This is a genomic window from Nonlabens dokdonensis DSW-6 (assembly GCF_000332115.1).
GTDB classification, from domain to species: Bacteria; Bacteroidota; Bacteroidia; order Flavobacteriales; family Flavobacteriaceae; genus Nonlabens; species Nonlabens dokdonensis.
Genome location: NC_020156.1, coordinates 2,365,036 through 2,381,857 on the forward strand (window position 1 = coordinate 2,365,036; position 16,822 = coordinate 2,381,857).

Here is a 16,822-nt window from a genome sequence, read left to right on the forward strand (position 1 = left end):
ATTAAAAATGAAATTAAAACTTTTAATCTGTTTCCTTATTTTTTTTACTGGTCAACTCTATGGACAGACGTATGAATATTTAGGTTTGCTCAAATTACCAGATAGTTCCTTAATACCATATAAATTAGATTTTAAAGAGATTGATGGCAAGATTTATGGATATTCTTATACAGATCTTAATGGACAACATGAAACTAAATCAAAAGTAGTAGGTAGATATGATAAAAAGGAAAACCTTTTAGAGTTTAGAGAAGTAGAATTAGTCTACACAAAATCAAATATGGCGGAGACATCATTTTGCAATGTGTATTTTAATGGCAACATGAGAAGGCTCAATGGTAAATCAAAGATAGAAGGTAAGTTTAAAGGTTATTATGACGACCTTACCAGTTGTATAAATGGAGAGTTATTTATGAGTGCTGCTGAGAAAATTCAAAAACGAAATGAAAAATTTCAAAGGAAAATAGACCGTACTAAACGCGTGCCTGATAGCATAAAAGAGAAGATCAATTTAGATAAAATGTTTAATCGTTATGCAAAAAACGATTTAAAGGGTGGAGAACAGCTCAATATTTTATGGGAAGATCAGTACTTGAAACTTGTTATATGGGACGATGGAGAAGTAGATGGAGATCAAATAGATCTAACCATTAACGGCAATAGAATCTTGAACGCATACAGTCCAGTGAGTAAAAAGAAAGAAATGATTCTTACTTTAAAAGATTCTGTTAACACCATTTCACTTAAAGCGATTAATCTAGGTAAAAAACCTCCTAACACAGCAAAGATTCAATTTGTAGATGAAAGTGGTGAAATCATTGATCTAGCCTCAAATTTACAGCTTGATGAAGAAGTTCGATTTGTTTTTTATAAAGAAAAACCTAAAGTTAAGAAGCCCTAACTATAGTTAACAGAAGTTTAAAATTGAGAGGATTACAGTTTATTTGATCTAGTTAACCAATAGCTAAATCATGAAAACCAAATTAACTCTACTCATTCCATTCTTATTTCTTTTCCCTTGTATAGTATTTAGTCAAGAAAATGCTCCTAATTCTACCAACCATCTTTTTGAATTTGAAGAACCAGTCGATCGCTGGAGCACAGGTTTAACTTTTCAAGCGCTGTCTGGTTTCCGTGAAATAAAGATGTCAGGTACTACTTATGATTCATTTGATGAAGCATGGATTGGACTAGGAGTAGGTTTTTATGCCGACTATAAAATAAATAAGGTATGGAAACTTAGGTCTGAAGTAGGTGTTAATGCCTATGTAGGCTTTGATCCTTACATCAACTTGCAATCAGAATTTAAATTTACTGATCGCTGGAGTTTTTATGCAGGAGCAGGAAGTTATTTTAATACAAGTGCTGATCATCTCGTACAGCGAGATGAAAACGGGACAGCTATTTTAAACCCTTATGTACAATTAGGTTTGAGATATAAGATGAGTAAAAGCTGGACGCTAGATTTAAGGTACCAGCAAGATCTTTATGCAAGACAGCGCGCCACAGATTTCAATCGCTTTTCTAAAGATGGACCTTTGAGTACTTTTAGTTTAGGATTTAATTATAGGTTTTAAGTATTCATGTCGATTTTTGAACTATTTTAAAAGTCGCCAAATAAATTAACAATTATGAAAAATAAATTAATCCTCGCCTTACTATGTCTTTGTGCCATTAACTTTTTAACTGCTCAGGAAAATTTACCAACTAATAACAATAACCAACTAGATTTTGAAAGCTCTGAGAACAAATGGAGTTTTGGGCTTATTGCAAATGGATCTGTCAGTCTTTCTAAACGAGAATTTGAATTAAATAATTTTGAAGATAGAGACACAGAATTAGGATATGGTCTAGGCGCATTTGCAGATTATAAAATTAATCAACAATTTGGTTTAAGATCAGAAATTGGTGTAAACGCTACTGGCTTTCTAAGACCTTACTTAAATCTACAAGCGGAACATTTTATAGGCAATAATTGGAGTTTGTATGCAGGCGCAGGAATTTACTACAATCCAGATACGACAAGTGTCTTTAAAAGAGATCGTGATGGAGAGTTAGGAGTAAATCCTTTTTTACTGATAGGAACACGTTATAGAATTAATCCAAAGTGGGCAATTGATTTAAGATACCAGCATGATCTATTACCTAGAGCAAAAGGAACAGGTAGCATAGGAGATTTTACTTTAGGTGGTAATAGAACTATAAGTTTAGGAGTGAATTATAGGTTTTAACGATAAGGACGACTCTGTTACTTGACTAATTTTCAATAAAGATTCCTATTATTGTTAGTTTAAATTAAAATCTTTAAGCGTGTCGAATAAATACCTCATCATCTTGTGTTCTCTATTCATGATCAGTAACTCTCTTGCTCAATCTGAAAAAGGAGAATTTGTGAATCTATCCATAGGTTTTGGGATCAGTGCAGCTAATCCAGATTATGATTTAAGTGCAAACGGATTCTATGCAAAAGGAGAATATATCTATAACTCTCGCACCTGGTTGAGCCTTAGACCTTATGTGGCGTATATAAATACATCATTAGATGAAGAAAACTCAGATCCAAATCTAGTTGCTGCAGGGTTTGATGTTTCAACAAATGCGTTATTTCTAGGTGGTAAAATTAGATTGTTAGCGCCTATTCCTTATGTAGCACCTTTTTTTGAGTTGGGTTATGGTTTAAATTTAGGATCGTTCAGAACATTTACACCTGAAGGTGATCAAAATGTTAGCGGGCTTTCTACTCATATCCCTTTTTCGATAGGATTAGCTATAGGTAAAAGACACAATTTTGAAATCTCATTCGATTATTTTTTCCATACCAAAGCAAAACAAACTTCTGGTGGAGGAGCGTTCGGGATCACTATTCCTTTGGAAACCTTGAAGAATTTATAAAGCTAACCAGATTATTTAGATTAAACATAATTCATAAAAAGAATCCCCAATTCAACTTGTTTGAATTGAGGATTTTTAAATTTATCTAATATCTAATATCTAATATCTAATATCTAATATCTAATATCTAATATCTAATATCTAATATCTAATATCTAATATCTAATATCTTAAAGGTGTATCACCTCACCATAAGCATCTGCAACGGCTTCCATCACAGCTTCACTCATCGTTGGGTGTGGATGAACTGCTTTTAATACTTCATGACCTGTAGTTTCCAACTTACGACCTAAAACTGCCTCAGCAATCATGTCGGTAACACCAGCACCTATCATATGGCAACCTAGCCACTCGCCATACTTAGCGTCAAAAATTACTTTTACAAAACCATCTTTTGCACCACTAGCACTTGCTTTTCCAGATGCGCTGAATGGGAATTTACCAACTTTCAACTCGTATCCGGCTTCTTTGGCTTGAGCTTCGGTCATTCCTACGCTTGCAATTTCTGGAGTAGAGTAAGTACAACCTGGTATGTTTCCATAATCAAGTGGTTCCACATGCATGTCTGCTATTTTCTCAACACATAGAATTCCTTCGGCACTTGCTACGTGAGCTAGTGCTGGTCCAGCTGTAATATCACCTATTGCATAATAACCTGGTAGATTCGTCTGGTACCATTGGTTTACTAATACTTTACCACGATCAGTAGAAATTCCTACTTCTTCTAGACCTATGTTAGATAAGTTAGTTTCAATTCCTACCGCACTTAAAACAATGTCAGCATCAAGAACTTCTTCTCCTTTTTTAGTTTTCACGTTTACTTTAACACCATCGCCAGAAGTATCAACGCTCGTCACCTCACTAGAAGTCATTACTTTTATTCCAGACTTCTTAAAGCTGCGCTCCATTTGTTTAGAAACATCAATATCTTCTACTGGTACAATACGATCTACATATTCTACTATCGTAACCTCAGTTCCCATAGCGTTATAGAAATAAGCAAATTCAACACCTATTGCTCCAGATCCTACAACAACCATTTTCTTAGGCTGCTCTTTTAGCGTCATCGCTTCACGGTATCCTATTACCTTTTTACCGTCTTGTGGTAAATTAGGAAGCACACGAGATTTTGCTCCTGTCGCAATGATAATATGGTTACCTTCTACAGTAGAGGTAGATCCATCTTCAGCTTTCACCTCGATTTTCTTACCTTTTTTCACTGTACCGTAACCCATGATTACGTCTATTTTATTTTTCTTCAATAAGAACTGCACACCTTTGCTCATTCCGTCTGCCACGTCGCGACTACGTTTTACAACAGCATTAAAATCCTTATCTACGTTATCAGCTTTAAGACCGTAATCTGCGGCATGGTTGAGGTAATTGAATACATCAGCACTTTTTATTAACGCTTTTGTAGGTATACAACCCCAGTTTAAACATACACCACCTAGAGATTCCTTCTCTACGATAGCCGTTTTTAATCCCAGTTGAGACGCACGTATTGCCGTTACATATCCGCCAGGTCCACTACCTAAAACGATCACATCATATTTACTCATATCAGTCATTTTTTAAGAGTCACAAAAATATGGAATAAAGTCCAACCGATTGTAAATTTGCACAACCTTATTATTATGTATAAATCCATCATTAGACCATTGCTTTTTTCGTTTGATCCAGAAGCGGTACATCACTTTTCATTTAAGAGTATCAAATTACTGAGCAAGGTGCCTGGTTTTAGTGCGCTTTCGCGAAAGCGTTACAAACAACAACATCCTGCCCTTAAAAGAGAACTCTTCGGTTTACAGTTTGAAAATCCTGTGGGAATGGCTGCCGGATTTGATAAAGATGCCAAAGCTTTTAAGGAGTTTTCTAATCTTGGATTTGGATTCATAGAAATAGGAACGCTCACACCATTGCCACAAGATGGAAATCCCAAACAGCGTCTTTTTAGATTAAAGAAAGATCAAGCTATCGTAAACCGTATGGGATTCAATAACGGCGGAGTAGATGCAGCGGTAGAACGATTGAAAAAAAATCCAAAATTAGGCCAACCTAATCACGTTCTAATAGGTGGAAACATAGGGAAAAACAAGGTCACTCCTAATGAGGATGCGGTAAATGATTACATCATCTGTTTTGAAAAGCTGTTTGATCATGTAGATTATTTTACGGTAAATGTGAGTTCGCCTAACACACCAGGTTTAAGAGAATTACAAGATAGAAAACCGTTAACGCATATACTTCAAACACTTCAAGACTTAAACGATAAAAAGCCTCAAAGAAAACCTATTCTGCTTAAAATTGCCCCAGATTTGACTGATGATCAGTTACTAGATATCATAGGAATAGTAGCAGACACTAAAATCGATGGAGTGATCGCTTCCAACACAACCATCTCTAGAGAAGGATTACAATCTGAAGAATCTCTAGTAAATCAAGCCGGCGGACTGAGCGGCGCACCATTAACAAATCGCGCTACCGAAGTCATTTCTTTTTTACATCAAAAAAGCAACGGCGCTTTCCCGATTATAGGTGTAGGCGGAATCATGACCGCGCAAGATGCGATTGATAAACTGAATGCTGGCGCTAGTCTGGTGCAGTTGTACACAGGTTTTGTTTATGAAGGTCCAGCGTTGATTAAGAAAATTAACGAAGAAATAATTAGGAAAGCTCGTTAGTTTTTTTGTTTTTTGATTAAACTTTTAAGAAACATGAAACATATTAAATTTTTATTGCCAGCCCTTTTTACATTTTTCCTTTTTAGTTGTGCGACAGTTGAAGACCATGTTGATAAAAAATGGAAAGGTAAAACGGTAGCTAGTATGATTAAAAAGAACGGCGAACCAGATGAAATAAAAGAAGGAGATGATGGTGGAAAAATCCTTATTTATTATGTTCAACAAACGAGCAAACTTGGGTATTCAAAAGCTACTAAACCTACATCTAATCGTGCTCAACAAATAAAAAATGAGCAGAAATTGAATAATCCTAAAACATACTCTTATATTCTTAATTTTTATGTAAATTCTAATGACAGGATATATAAAGTTACACAAACGCTTTAGGTTAAAATATTAAGACGTTATAAGGTATCCAAGGCTATCATTAATTTGATAGCCTTTTTTAATAGTTGACATTTAAATTTAAAGGGCTATTTGTTGAAACTGTCCAATATTTGTATCATTACTCTTTAATCTAAGAATAGATATGGTTTATTTAACTTGTGAAAAATGTAACGAGGAATTTCCCATGGCATTAAAGGGTTGTCCTTCGTGCACGGATATTGGCAAAAAAGCCAAAAAGAAATTTATAGAATCAGAAAAAAATACTTCTAAAGGAAAGTATTCTGAATTTGATCAGTACCACAACAAGAGTGAATCTAAAAGCATTTTTACTTTCAGAAATATCCTTAGTTTTATACTGATCACTTTTGCAATTGTTCGTATAATTATTAGGCTTAATAAGTGATAGAAACTCTTTTCTCTTTTGCATTTGCAACTTTACTCCTCGCAATAAGTCCAGGACCAGATAATATTTTTGTACTCACACAATCTGTTGCAAGAGGTTCAAAATATGGAATCGCCATTGCTAGCGGTCTAATTACAGGTTGTATTGTTCATACATCCATTGTTGCTTTAGGTTTTGCAGTAATTATAAGAGATAATGACTGGTTGCTGTATTCCATAAAAATAGCAGGTGCTATTTACTTGCTTTATATCGCTTATAAAATCTACAAGTCAGATGCAAGTATAGAATTTGGCGATTCAAAAGCTTCTTCCCAAAATTTATGGAAACTCTACAAAATAGGAATCACCATGAATTTGTTGAATCCTAAAGTGACCTTATTTTTTCTTGCCCTTTTACCACAATTTGTTATAGAGAATTCCTATCCAGACTGGATTCAGATCTATATATTAGGCGGTATTTTTATGCTCGTTTCTTTATTGACCTTTTCTACCATAGCACTATTGGCTGGTAAAGCAGCTAGTTTTATCAAATCATCCAAATGGTTTGCTCCAGCGATGAAATGGACGCAGATTGTTGTTTTTATTGGGATTGCAGTGGCGATTTTGATTCCTTAGAAATTTCTTCCCTTAAGGGAAGGCAAGGATGGATGTCTGCGATGTTAATTTTTACATTAAATAAATAGTTTTTATATTTACATTTTATAAATATAAATTATAATGGCGACATTCACATCTTCCCTTCCAGATGACCTGCTTAAAGAAATAGCTGATATAGCTAGCGAACTGAATATTCCTAAAAATAGATTAATTGAAAAAGCTCTTAAAGCCTATTTGAAAAAAGTCAAAAAAGCAAAGTACGCAGCATCATTTAAACGTATGGCAAATGATCCTGACATGATACAAATGGCAGAAGAAGGATTGCAAGAATGGGTACAGGAATTACAAAGAATAGAGAATGAAGAAGGGTGATATTTATCAAGCATTTCTTGATCCTGTCATAGGAAGTGAACAAGGAGGAAACCGTCCAGTGATTATCATTTCCGGAAATACATTGAATACTTTAGCAAATGTGGTGATTATTGTTCCGGTTTCTTCTAAGATTAAGTTTTATGAAGGTGATCCTATTTTAGAACCTAATAAAACAAATGGTTTGAAAGAGAAATCAGAATTATTTGTATTACATACGAAATCAATTGCAAAAGAAAGACTTAAAAAAAGAATAGGTAGTGTAGAACCTGAGGTTTTAAAGCAAATTTACAATTCGTTAACTGATATTTTTGAGTTGTGATTATGGTTATATTCAATTTCCGCAAACCTTTGCGTAAGCTTATATTTGCATCTTAATGGAAAAAGTAAAAATCATAGAATGTCCGCGTGACGCGATGCAGGGAATCAAAGAAATGATCCCTACAGATTTGAAAGTGCAATACATTCAGTCCTTGTTGCGTTGCGGTTTTGACACCATTGATTTTGGTAGCTTTGTTTCACCTAAAGCTATTCCGCAAATGGTGGATACGGCTGAGGTTCTTTCTAAATTAGATCTCTCAAAAACCGATTCTAAATTACTTGCCATCGTAGCCAACTTACGCGGTGCGCAAGCCGCTTGTGAGCATCCAGAAATTCAATATTTAGGTTATCCTTTTTCTATATCAGAAAATTTCCAAATGCGTAATACGCATAAAACGATTGCCCAAAGTGTAGAGTTGTTGCAGGAAATCATTGATTTAGCAAACAAGAACAATAAAGAATTAGTAGTGTACATTTCTATGGGATTCGGTAATCCTTATGGAGATCCATGGAATGTGGAGATTGTAGGTGAATGGACGGAGAAATTGTCTAAAATGGGTGTAAAAATCCTTTCTCTTTCTGATACCGTAGGAAGTTCTGATCCAGAAACTATAGAGTATTTGTTTTCTAATTTGATTCCTAAATATCCAGAAATCGAATTTGGTGCTCATTTACATACTACACCTGCAAAATGGCATGAAAAAGTAGATGCAGCCTATAAAGCAGGTTGCCGTCGTTTTGATGGAGCGATTCAAGGTTTTGGAGGTTGCCCGATGGCCAAAGATGAACTCACAGGAAATATGCCTACTGAGAAAATGGTAAGCTACTTCAACACATCAAAAGCCGATTCTAACGTAAATGCGATGTCATTTGAAAGCAGTTATAACGAGGCTACTAAGATTTTTAGTAAGTATCATTAATAACAATCGCATTTCGAAATCCTCAATGCTCTTCTTTAAGAATAAAGCGAGGTCTGAGGTTCTCGAAGACCGATTTTAATAAATTGAATTATGGCTTTCAAAACAGGTTTTATGTATATTTAAGAATGTTGTGATGGGTCATATTACACTGGTAGCACCATAGATTTAGAAAGAAGAATTAAGCAACATCAAGATGGTAAAGGAGCAAATCATACCAAAAAGAGATTGCCAGTTACTTTACTATATTTTGAAACATACCACAGAATTGATCTAGCCTTTTATCGAGAAAAGCAAGTCCAAGGATGGAGCAGAAGAAAGAAGGAAGCTTTAATAGAGGGAAAACTAGATGATTTGCCTGAACTTGCTTTGGCATACCGAGATATTGAAGATTATAAAAAAATCAGATAAAACGAGGTCTGAGGTTTCATGCTGAGCTTGTCGAAGTGCACTCGAAGACCGCATTTCGAGAGCCTCAATGCTCGCTCAAGAGAATAAAGCGAGGTCTGTGGTTCTCGAAGACCGAATTCATACTTTAATCATTATTTAAACCTTACCACATTCTTAACCCTAAGTAAAAACGCTTAGCTGTATTTTTGAATAAAATCTAGAATATCATGGCTTTAATAGGACCAATAATTAAGACAGCGTTGAACCTTCACGATTCGGTGAGTTCCACTACTAATCACGTAGAGGCACAAAAGAAAGTCTTAAAGAACTTGTTGAAAACGGCAAAAAATACCTCCTTTGGCTTGTACTATGACTTTGATGGTATTTTAGAAAATAATGATTTAGAGCACGCTTTCGCGGAAGCGGTACCGTTCTACGACTATCATAAAATGGACGAGCAATGGTGGTCACGCATGAAGGAAGGAAAACCTAATATCACATGGCCTGGCGTACCAAAATTTCTAGCAAGATCCAGTGGAACGACAGGGAAAAAATCCAAAACTATTCCAGTGACAGATGAGATGATCGCTGCCATAAAAGCTGCTGGGACGAAGCAAGTAAGTGCATTGACTAATTTTGATTTGCATGATGATGTTTTTGAAAGTGAGGTGCTGGCGTTAGGAAGTTCTACAGATTTAAGCAAAGAAGATGGTTTTACAATTGGCGAGATTAGTGGTATCTCGGCAAGTAATATCCCAGAGTTTTTAGATTCATTTTATAGGCCTGGGAAAGAAATCTCCTCTATTGATGATTGGGACGAACGTGTGGAGCGCATCGCCAAAGAAGCAAAAAATTGGGATATAGGAATGCTAAGCGGTATTCCATCTTGGCTAGAAATGATGCTCAAAAAGGTAATGGATTTTCATAAAGTGGATTCCATCCATGATATATGGCCTAATCTTGCGGTGTATACTTCTGGAGGCGTGGCTTTTGAACCTTATCGATCTAGTTTTGAGAAATTATTTACTAAGCCAGTTCAGATAGTTGATACCTATCTTGCTAGTGAAGGATTTATTGCTTGCCAACAAAGACCAGAAACCAGCTCTATGCAATTAATAACAGATGGCGGAATTTACTTTGAATTTGTGCCGTTCCAACCAGAATATGTCGAGCAGGATGGTAGTATTTCAAATAACGCACCTGTACTTTCTATGGCAGATGTGGAGTTAGAAACCGACTATGCTCTTATTATTTCTACTGTTTCTGGCGCTTGGAGGTATTTAATAGGCGATACTATTAAGTTTACAAACATTGATCACGCCGAAATTAAAATCACAGGTAGAACAAAGTTTTTCTTAAACGTTGTAGGTAGTCAGCTGTCTGTTCTTAAAATGGAAACTGCAATTACCGAGCTGCAAGAAAAATACAATACCAGTATTAAAGAGTTTACCGTTTCTGCAAAAAAAATAGATGGAGAATTTCACCACGTTTGGTATTTAGGAACAGAAACAGAAACATCAGAAGAAGAACTTGCAACTGCTCTTGATGACTCTCTTCAAGACGCTAATAAAAATTATAAAGTAGCTAGAACTAAAGCGTTAAAAGGCGTTCAAGTACATAAAGTGCAACCAGAAACCTTCTCAAAATGGAACGACTATAATAAGAAAAAAGGTGGTCAGGTTAAAATGGAAAAGGTAATGGACGAAGAGAAGTTTAAAGCCTGGGAAGAGTTTGTGAGTAGTCTTTGAGATTGTTAGCTCTGAGTCTCTGAGTCGCTGTGCTTTGAGTCTTTGAGTCTTTGAGAAAAATAAAATTAGAACTAATATTTTTTTTTTGCGAAGCAAAAAAACTCACGAACTCACGAACTCACGAACTCACGAACTCACGAACTCACGAACTCACGAACTCAGGAACTCACGAACTCACGAACTCACGAACTCACGAACTCACGAACTCACGAACTCACGAACTCACGAACTCACGAACTCACGAACTCACGAACTCACGAACTCACGAACTCACGAACTCACCAACTAATTCGGCGCCAGTTCATCTTGACTAGGCTTTTCTCCAGTTTCTCCATAACGGTTGATCAATTCCAAAATTTCTTCTGGTGAGAGATAGAATTTACGCATGTGTTTTTTATATTTTTCTGACAAGCTTGTATGATTCAGAATAAAATTCTTAGTTTTTAAAATGTATTCTCCCATTCCGTGACGCACAGCATAATCATCTGCGGCGCGCTCTACTTCTTGAATGTGAGCGTGCGAATAAAGATACTTTAATCCAAAAATGATCATATTAAAAGTCGAGCGAGATCGGTAATCCATCACATGACCCAACTCGTGGCCTAACCAGCCAGTAAGTACATCGCTCGGAATTTGATCGATAGTAAAAATCTCGTTTTCTACCTTAAATTCTTTACTAATGAGAATAATATAACTGCGGTTTTTACGCGATTTAAAAATACTTTTATAAGTAGGTTGTGCTTGCATAAAATTCTTTCGAACCATATCATTAAACTTAAATTCGATAGGTGTGTCCTTCAAAGCTGGATAAAAAGACATTGCTTTCTCCGCTTCAATGATGATAGAATCTGGTGCTGTAATATTAGTATATCGCATATATAGCAATATACGAGTGCCAGCGATTTGTGGTCGTGAAAATAGCGTTAAAGGTTGAGGTTATTGGATATTCCGCTTTCGCGAAAGCGGAGTGAAAAGTCTCAAAATCAGCCTTCAAACGATTGTAAATAAACATATTTGTTTTCCAAACTAACAAGTGTTAGTTTTGTGTAAACTTAACGACCTAATAATAGTGAGTAAATTTCATAACATAACATTATCACAAGTCTATAAAGAGACTGACGACACGACGGTAATTGCTTTTGACGTTCCGCAGGAATTGAAGGAAGAATTTAAATACCGTCAAGGTCAATTTTTGACGTTGCGCGCCATGATTAATGAGGAAGATGTGCGACGCAGTTACTCACTTTGTAGCAGTCCGCTAGATGATGAGTGGAAAGTCGCTGTCAAAGAAATTTTTGAAGGTAAGTTTTCTACTTATGTAAATCGTAAATTGAAAACTGGAGATACGTTGCAAGTTGCTGCACCAAGTGGTGATTTTGGAATCGACTGCTATGATGAAAAAGAAACTAAAAATTATATAGCATTTGCAGCAGGTAGTGGAATCACTCCTATGTTGAGTATTATTAAAACGCATCTCGCGAGTGAACCAAATGCTAAATTCAAGTTATTCTATCTCAATAGAACGGTAAAATCTATTATCTTTAAAGAAGAGATTGAAGCACTGAAAAACAAGTATTTAAGTAGGTTTGAGGTGTTTTATTTTTTAAGTCGTGAGCATAGAGATACAGAATTATTTAACGGTCGCTTTGATAAAGAAAAGCTTCAAATGCTTACCAAAACCTTAATCAACGCACCACATACAGACCATGCGTTTATTTGTGGTCCTGAAGAGATGATTTTCTTGATAAGAGATGAACTCGTTGCTGCAGGAATGAAGAAAGAAAATGTACACTTTGAACTATTTGTAAGCGGTTTAAGTGAAGAAGATAAGGCCAAAGCAGCAGCTGCGCTAGAGCAAAAAGTAGATGGAGTAGATGTAACCATTATTGATGGTAGTCGCGAGTTCAACTTTGTTTTAGGTGATGATTTTGATAATGTGTTGGATGGCGCTATTGCCGCAGGAGCAGACTTGCCTTATGCCTGTAAAGGTGGTGTTTGCAGTACTTGTAAATGTAAAGTTGTAGAAGGTAGCGTAGCCATGAAAGTAAATTATGCGCTTACTGATGAAGAAGTAGAAAAAGGATTTGTCCTGAGTTGCGTGAGCGTTCCTACGAGTAAGAAATTGGTTGTGGACTATGATGTGTAACCCAATTCCTGCGCAGGCAGGAATCTTTAACCTGAGTAACCGGAATTGAATTCTAGCAACTCAGATTGAACTAATATAAATATGGATTGTTGTTATCTCGCTTTCGCGAAAGCGGAATAAGAACAAGAGTTGAAATAGTAATAAGTGTATAGGTTTTAAAAAGCCTTTGAGATAAAAAGTAGCGAAGCCGTCCTGCGACGGCTTGACAAAGTAAGTTCGCATCGCATGCGAACAGAAACGAAGTATCATCGACGCATGCGATGCGTCTAAAACATAACAACATGAGTGAAGCAGAAATCAAAAGTTTAGAAGCGCAATTTGATGCAAAAATTGCGAGAGATGAAAAGATTGAGCCAAAAGACTGGATGCCGGAGAAGTATCGCAAGACACATATCAGACAGATTTCCCAGCATGCTCATTCTGAAATTGTGGGAATGCTTCCAGAAGGTAATTGGATCACACGTGCGCCATCGTTGCGTCGCAAGGTTGCCTTGTTAGCTAAGGTGCAAGACGAGGCTGGACACGGATTATACTTATACAGTGCTTGTGAAACTTTAGGAATCACTCGTGAGCAGATGTATGAAGATTTACACTCTGGTAAAGCAAAATATTCATCGATTTTCAATTACCCAACGATGACTTGGGCAGATATGGGAGCGATAGGTTGGCTCGTTGATGGAGCCGCGATTATTAATCAGGTACCATTATGTAGTACATCTTATGGGCCTTATGCTCGTGCGATGGTACGTGTTTGTAAAGAAGAAAGTTTCCACCAGCGTCAAGGATATGAAATCATGTTATCGCTGTGTAACGGAAGTGAAGAACAAAAGGAAATGGCACAAGATGCATTGAACCGCTGGTGGTGGCCGTCCTTAATGATGTTAGGTCCTACTGATGCGGCAAGTACGCACACAGAGCAATCTATGAAATGGAAGTTGAAGCGTAAGACGAACGATGAGTTGCGCCAGCAATTTATTGATCAAACTGTTCCGCAAGCAGAGCTTTTAGGACTAACTATTCCAGATCCAGATTTGAAATGGAATGAAGACACGGGAAGCTATGATTTTGGCGAGATCGATTGGGATGAGTTCTGGCAAGTGGTAAAAGGCCATGGACCGATGAATAAAAAACGTCTCGACGATCGTCGTAATGCATGGAATGAAGGTGCATGGGTACGAGAAGCAGCAACGGCTTTTGCGGCAAAACAGAAGGATAGAAAAGAGCAGTCCAAGACTGCGTAAAGGTGGATTGCATCCGCCAATTTAAAGTGAAGTGCATGCGTCCACTTTGAGTCAAGCGCATGCAATGCGCGCCAAACCTAGCGAAAGCGCTGAAAACTAAAAGAATATGAGCACAGAAATACCACTATGGGAAGTTTTTATACGATCTAAAAACGGACTAGAACACAGGCACTGCGGTAGCTTACATGCTGAAGATGCTGAAATGGCAATGAATAATGCACGCGACGTTTACACCAGAAGAAACGAAGGTGTGAGTATTTGGGTTGTAGAATCAAAAAATATCACTGCTAGCAGTCCAGAAGATAGTGGTGAGCTTTTTGAACCTGCCAGTGATAAAGTTTATAGGCATCCTACTTTTTATGAGTTACCTGAGGAGTTAAAACACATGTAAAAACGGTGCTTTTACATATTTTTTAATTCTTAAAGTTTAAACTTAAGTTTAAGTTGAAATTTAAAATTATGGATGTTTAAAAGTAGAAAATCAAAATCAAAACTAAAATCAAAATCAAACAGAAATGAGTGAGAAACCTTATGATGTAGAAGATAGATTGATTCTGTTTGCAGCAGATGTGGTTAAAGAATTTGATTTTCCGATTAAAACATATGCTTCCAAATATTATGCGGAGCAACTCATACGTTCTTCAGGAAGTGCTGCCTTAAACTACGGAGAGTTTGCAGGTGCTGGAACTTCTAAAGACAGAATTAACAAATTGAGAATATGTCTCAAAGAACTTAAAGAATGTAAGAACAACTTGAGAATCCAACTTAAAGCAGATCTTCTTAAAAATGATCAAAGAAACTTAGTTGATGAATCATTGCAGTTAAGCAAAATAGTAGCAACAATAATTAAAAACCAAAAATAGGCGTTTTCAAAATTGATTTTGATTTTGATTTTGATTTTCGTTTTGATTTTAAACTCATTTTATTTTTATAATGAAACAACCAATAAAAGAACTAAACCCACAATTCCTTGAGTCAAAGGAAAACAAACAACACCTAATCAACTACCTATTAGGAGTAGCAGATAACTATTTAATTCTAGGTCAGCGTTTAGGCGAACTTTGCGGTCACGGCCCAAATTTAGAGCCAGATATCGCTATTACTAATATTTCGCTTGACATGTTGGGACAAGTACGTAGTTTTTATCAATATATCGCACAATTAAGGGGCGACAAATCTACAGAAGACGATATTGCTTTTCTTCGTAAGGAACGTGAGTATAAAAATGTGCTGTTGGTAGAACAGCCCAACACAGATTTTGGTTATGTGATTGCCCGTCAGTTTTTCTTTGATGTTTACAATAGATTATTCTTGAACGCATTACAACAAAGTGCCGACGAGACTTTAAGAGCACTCGCTTTTAAAGGAATCAAAGAAGCAAGTTATCACGAGCGATTTTCTGGCGATTGGTTAAAGCGTTTAGGCGATGGAACCGAAGAAAGCAAAACTCGTGTGCAACAGGCAGTGAATGACCTTTGGATTTATACAGATGAGTTGTTCCATAAAACTAGTGCTGATGAGGCTATGGTAGCCGCAGGAGTCGCTCCAGACATGTTGCAGCTACGCGATTATTATTATGAAAAAGTTGAAGAACTACTAACTACTGCAACCCTAGAAATTCCTGAAGTAGCATATTTCCAAAAAGGAGGAAAACAAGGATTGCACAGCGAGTATATGGGCTACATCCTTGCAGATATGCAGTATATGCAGAGAACTTATCCTGACTCCAAATGGTAGAGAAGTTGAATTTGAATTCGGACTCGAAATCGAAACTGAAACTGAATTCGAAGTTGAAAATGAAATAAATATAGATTGATTGTGGCGAAAAATGATTATGACTTGGCGGATAGGCTTGAGAATTTTGCAGCCTCTATTATATTACAATATTCTAAAATGCCAACTTCCTATGCTGCTCAATATCTAGCACAGCAACTGATAAGGTCAAGTTGTTCTACTGCCTTAAATTATGGTGAAGCATTAGGCGCTGGAACGTTAAAAGATCAGCTTAACAAGCTAAGGATAACTCTGAAAGAATTGAGAGAATGTTTAAGAAATTTAAATATTCAATCAAAAGCTAAATTATTAGATGACGAAGTAGTCAATAAACTGAGGAATGAGAATGACCAATTAATTCGAATAGTAGTAACCATTATAAAAAATAAATCTTAGTCTTTAGTTCGATTTCAATTTCAGCTTCAATTTCAACTTTTTATTATCGATATTCCAAATGATCCAAAACTATAACATACCACAAGACCTATTAGAAATCCTAGAATCTGTCAAAGATCCTGAGATACCTGTTTTAAACGTGGTAGATCTTGGTGTTATAAGAGATGTTCAAGTGGAAGGCCAAGAAATCACTATAAAGCTAACTCCTACTTACAGCGGTTGTCCAGCGATGGATGTCATAGGTGATGACTTGGAACGTGCTTTCGCCGTTCAAGGGTACACTACTCACATACAATTAATTATGAGTCCGCCATGGACTACGGACTGGATAACCGAGCGTGGTCGCAAAGCTCTTGAGGAATATGGAATCGCTGCACCACTAGAAGAAACTGCCGATAAAGATGTGTTACTTAACGATAAGAAATTGGTAAAATGCACTAACTGTGGTTCGCAAAATACTAAGTTGGTGAGTCAGTTTGGTTCAACGGCTTGTAAAGCTATGTTTCAGTGTGAGGACTGTCTAGAGCCATTTGATTATTTTAAGTGTTTGAAGTGATTC

At 36.4% G+C, this 16,822-nt stretch carries 20 protein-coding genes and 1 pseudogene; 19 read left to right on the top strand and 2 right to left on the bottom strand.

The features are described 5' to 3' along the window. The first annotated feature begins 7 nt into the window (after nucleotides 1-7). The 4 genes from DDD_RS10280 to DDD_RS10295 all read left to right on the top strand — a co-directional run bounded on the left by DDD_RS10280 (nucleotide 8) and on the right by DDD_RS10295 (nucleotide 2,892). Nucleotides 8-901 carry a hypothetical protein gene (locus DDD_RS10280; protein WP_015362777.1) on the top strand — a complete coding sequence of 298 codons (894 nt, stop codon included), beginning with the start codon at nucleotides 8-10 and terminating at the stop codon, nucleotides 899-901. A gap of 70 nt (nucleotides 902-971) precedes the next feature. Then, nucleotides 972-1,577: an outer membrane protein gene (locus tag DDD_RS10285; RefSeq protein ID WP_015362778.1), complete on the top strand. Its 606-nt coding sequence runs from the start codon at nucleotides 972-974 to the stop codon at nucleotides 1,575-1,577. A gap of 54 nt (nucleotides 1,578-1,631) precedes the next feature. Beyond that, nucleotides 1,632-2,231, top strand: coding sequence for an outer membrane beta-barrel protein (locus DDD_RS10290; protein ID WP_015362779.1), 600 nt, complete (start codon nucleotides 1,632-1,634; stop codon nucleotides 2,229-2,231). Between the two features lie 118 nt (nucleotides 2,232-2,349). After that, nucleotides 2,350-2,892, top strand: coding sequence for a hypothetical protein (locus DDD_RS10295; RefSeq protein WP_015362780.1), 543 nt, complete (start codon nucleotides 2,350-2,352; stop codon nucleotides 2,890-2,892). A gap of 170 nt (nucleotides 2,893-3,062) precedes the next feature. Here the strand turns inward: DDD_RS10295 and lpdA are convergent, their stop codons facing one another. Continuing rightward, complete coding sequence (lpdA, locus tag DDD_RS10300; RefSeq protein WP_015362781.1) at nucleotides 3,063-4,454, bottom strand: dihydrolipoyl dehydrogenase; 1,392 nt, start codon at nucleotides 4,452-4,454, stop codon at nucleotides 3,063-3,065. Between the two features lie 75 nt (nucleotides 4,455-4,529). Between lpdA and DDD_RS10305 the strand changes: the two genes are divergently transcribed. The 8 genes and pseudogenes from DDD_RS10305 to DDD_RS10345 all read left to right on the top strand — a co-directional run bounded on the left by DDD_RS10305 (nucleotide 4,530) and on the right by DDD_RS10345 (nucleotide 10,707). Then, a complete protein-coding gene (locus DDD_RS10305; protein ID WP_015362782.1) occupies nucleotides 4,530-5,576 on the top strand; it encodes a quinone-dependent dihydroorotate dehydrogenase in 1,047 nt (348 codons plus the stop codon). Between the two features lie 33 nt (nucleotides 5,577-5,609). After that, nucleotides 5,610-5,963 (top strand): hypothetical protein, encoded by a 354-nt coding sequence (locus tag DDD_RS10310; RefSeq protein WP_015362783.1) that lies wholly within the window; start codon nucleotides 5,610-5,612, stop codon nucleotides 5,961-5,963. Nucleotides 5,964-6,362: 399 nt separating this feature from the next. Beyond that, nucleotides 6,363-6,980: a LysE family translocator gene (locus tag DDD_RS10320; RefSeq protein WP_015362784.1), complete on the top strand. Its 618-nt coding sequence runs from the start codon at nucleotides 6,363-6,365 to the stop codon at nucleotides 6,978-6,980. 102 nt (nucleotides 6,981-7,082) lie between these two features. Further along, entirely contained in the window at nucleotides 7,083-7,334 is a 252-nt protein-coding gene (locus tag DDD_RS10325; protein ID WP_015362786.1) for a ribbon-helix-helix domain-containing protein, read from the top strand. Next, nucleotides 7,321-7,653, top strand: coding sequence for a type II toxin-antitoxin system PemK/MazF family toxin (locus tag DDD_RS10330; RefSeq protein ID WP_015362787.1), 333 nt, complete (start codon nucleotides 7,321-7,323; stop codon nucleotides 7,651-7,653). The genes DDD_RS10325 and DDD_RS10330 overlap by 14 nt, the downstream gene beginning before the upstream one ends. A gap of 55 nt (nucleotides 7,654-7,708) precedes the next feature. After that, on the top strand, nucleotides 7,709-8,572 hold the full coding sequence (locus tag DDD_RS10335; protein ID WP_015362788.1) for a hydroxymethylglutaryl-CoA lyase: 864 nt from the start codon (nucleotides 7,709-7,711) through the stop codon (nucleotides 8,570-8,572). Nucleotides 8,573-8,716: 144 nt separating this feature from the next. Continuing rightward, nucleotides 8,717-8,980, top strand: a pseudogene (locus DDD_RS10340) (GIY-YIG nuclease family protein); the annotation flags it as partial. A 206-nt stretch (nucleotides 8,981-9,186) separates the two neighbouring features. Continuing rightward, the gene (locus tag DDD_RS10345) at nucleotides 9,187-10,707 is read left to right on the top strand and encodes a GH3 family domain-containing protein (protein WP_015362790.1); all 1,521 of its coding nucleotides are present in this window, start codon (nucleotides 9,187-9,189) and stop codon (nucleotides 10,705-10,707) included. Nucleotides 10,708-10,992: 285 nt separating this feature from the next. Here the strand turns inward: DDD_RS10345 and DDD_RS10350 are convergent, their stop codons facing one another. After that, a complete protein-coding gene (locus DDD_RS10350; RefSeq protein WP_015362791.1) occupies nucleotides 10,993-11,583 on the bottom strand; it encodes a hypothetical protein in 591 nt (196 codons plus the stop codon). 193 nt (nucleotides 11,584-11,776) lie between these two features. Here DDD_RS10350 and DDD_RS10355 point away from each other — a divergent pair, with 193 nt between their 5' ends. The 7 genes from DDD_RS10355 to paaD all read left to right on the top strand — a co-directional run bounded on the left by DDD_RS10355 (nucleotide 11,777) and on the right by paaD (nucleotide 16,819). Next, nucleotides 11,777-12,853, top strand: a complete 1,077-nt coding sequence (locus tag DDD_RS10355) for a 2Fe-2S iron-sulfur cluster-binding protein (protein WP_041567093.1) — start codon at nucleotides 11,777-11,779, stop codon at nucleotides 12,851-12,853. Nucleotides 12,854-13,134: 281 nt separating this feature from the next. Further along, nucleotides 13,135-14,094, top strand: a complete 960-nt coding sequence (gene paaA, locus DDD_RS10360; RefSeq protein WP_015362795.1) for a 1,2-phenylacetyl-CoA epoxidase subunit PaaA — start codon at nucleotides 13,135-13,137, stop codon at nucleotides 14,092-14,094. Nucleotides 14,095-14,200: 106 nt separating this feature from the next. Next, entirely contained in the window at nucleotides 14,201-14,485 is a 285-nt protein-coding gene (gene paaB, locus DDD_RS10365; RefSeq protein WP_015362796.1) for a 1,2-phenylacetyl-CoA epoxidase subunit PaaB, read from the top strand. A gap of 124 nt (nucleotides 14,486-14,609) precedes the next feature. Continuing rightward, nucleotides 14,610-14,957, top strand: coding sequence for a four helix bundle protein (locus DDD_RS10370; RefSeq protein WP_015362797.1), 348 nt, complete (start codon nucleotides 14,610-14,612; stop codon nucleotides 14,955-14,957). A gap of 70 nt (nucleotides 14,958-15,027) precedes the next feature. Then, nucleotides 15,028-15,831: a 1,2-phenylacetyl-CoA epoxidase subunit PaaC gene (paaC, locus tag DDD_RS10375; RefSeq protein ID WP_015362798.1), complete on the top strand. Its 804-nt coding sequence runs from the start codon at nucleotides 15,028-15,030 to the stop codon at nucleotides 15,829-15,831. Nucleotides 15,832-15,912: 81 nt separating this feature from the next. Beyond that, on the top strand, nucleotides 15,913-16,263 hold the full coding sequence (locus DDD_RS10380; protein WP_041567414.1) for a four helix bundle protein: 351 nt from the start codon (nucleotides 15,913-15,915) through the stop codon (nucleotides 16,261-16,263). Between the two features lie 58 nt (nucleotides 16,264-16,321). Further along, the gene (paaD, locus tag DDD_RS10385) at nucleotides 16,322-16,819 is read left to right on the top strand and encodes a 1,2-phenylacetyl-CoA epoxidase subunit PaaD (RefSeq protein WP_015362800.1); all 498 of its coding nucleotides are present in this window, start codon (nucleotides 16,322-16,324) and stop codon (nucleotides 16,817-16,819) included. Nucleotides 16,820-16,822: the final 3 nt, after the last annotated feature.

Excerpts from the sequence above, each read along its gene's own strand:
- DDD_RS10305 (WP_015362782.1), top strand. The coding sequence starts at position 4,530 with ATGTATAAATCCATCATTAGACCATTGCTTTTTTCGTTTGATCCAGAA.
- DDD_RS10330 (WP_015362787.1), top strand. The coding sequence starts at position 7,321 with ATGAAGAAGGGTGATATTTATCAAGCATTTCTTGATCCTGTCATAGGA.
- paaD (WP_015362800.1), top strand. The coding sequence starts at position 16,322 with ATGATCCAAAACTATAACATACCACAAGACCTATTAGAAATCCTAGAA.
- lpdA (WP_015362781.1), bottom strand. The coding sequence starts at position 4,454 with ATGAGTAAATATGATGTGATCGTTTTAGGTAGTGGACCTGGCGGATAT.
- DDD_RS10335 (WP_015362788.1), top strand. The coding sequence starts at position 7,709 with ATGGAAAAAGTAAAAATCATAGAATGTCCGCGTGACGCGATGCAGGGA.
- DDD_RS10370 (WP_015362797.1), top strand. The coding sequence starts at position 14,610 with ATGAGTGAGAAACCTTATGATGTAGAAGATAGATTGATTCTGTTTGCA.
- DDD_RS10325 (WP_015362786.1), top strand. The coding sequence starts at position 7,083 with ATGGCGACATTCACATCTTCCCTTCCAGATGACCTGCTTAAAGAAATA.
- DDD_RS10345 (WP_015362790.1), top strand. The coding sequence starts at position 9,187 with ATGGCTTTAATAGGACCAATAATTAAGACAGCGTTGAACCTTCACGAT.
- DDD_RS10290 (WP_015362779.1), top strand. The coding sequence starts at position 1,632 with ATGAAAAATAAATTAATCCTCGCCTTACTATGTCTTTGTGCCATTAAC.
- DDD_RS10280 (WP_015362777.1), top strand. The coding sequence starts at position 8 with ATGAAATTAAAACTTTTAATCTGTTTCCTTATTTTTTTTACTGGTCAA.
- DDD_RS10285 (WP_015362778.1), top strand. The coding sequence starts at position 972 with ATGAAAACCAAATTAACTCTACTCATTCCATTCTTATTTCTTTTCCCT.
- paaA (WP_015362795.1), top strand. The coding sequence starts at position 13,135 with ATGAGTGAAGCAGAAATCAAAAGTTTAGAAGCGCAATTTGATGCAAAA.
- DDD_RS10295 (WP_015362780.1), top strand. The coding sequence starts at position 2,350 with ATGATCAGTAACTCTCTTGCTCAATCTGAAAAAGGAGAATTTGTGAAT.
- DDD_RS10350 (WP_015362791.1), bottom strand. The coding sequence starts at position 11,583 with ATGCGATATACTAATATTACAGCACCAGATTCTATCATCATTGAAGCG.
- DDD_RS10310 (WP_015362783.1), top strand. The coding sequence starts at position 5,610 with ATGAAACATATTAAATTTTTATTGCCAGCCCTTTTTACATTTTTCCTT.
- paaB (WP_015362796.1), top strand. The coding sequence starts at position 14,201 with ATGAGCACAGAAATACCACTATGGGAAGTTTTTATACGATCTAAAAAC.
- paaC (WP_015362798.1), top strand. The coding sequence starts at position 15,028 with ATGAAACAACCAATAAAAGAACTAAACCCACAATTCCTTGAGTCAAAG.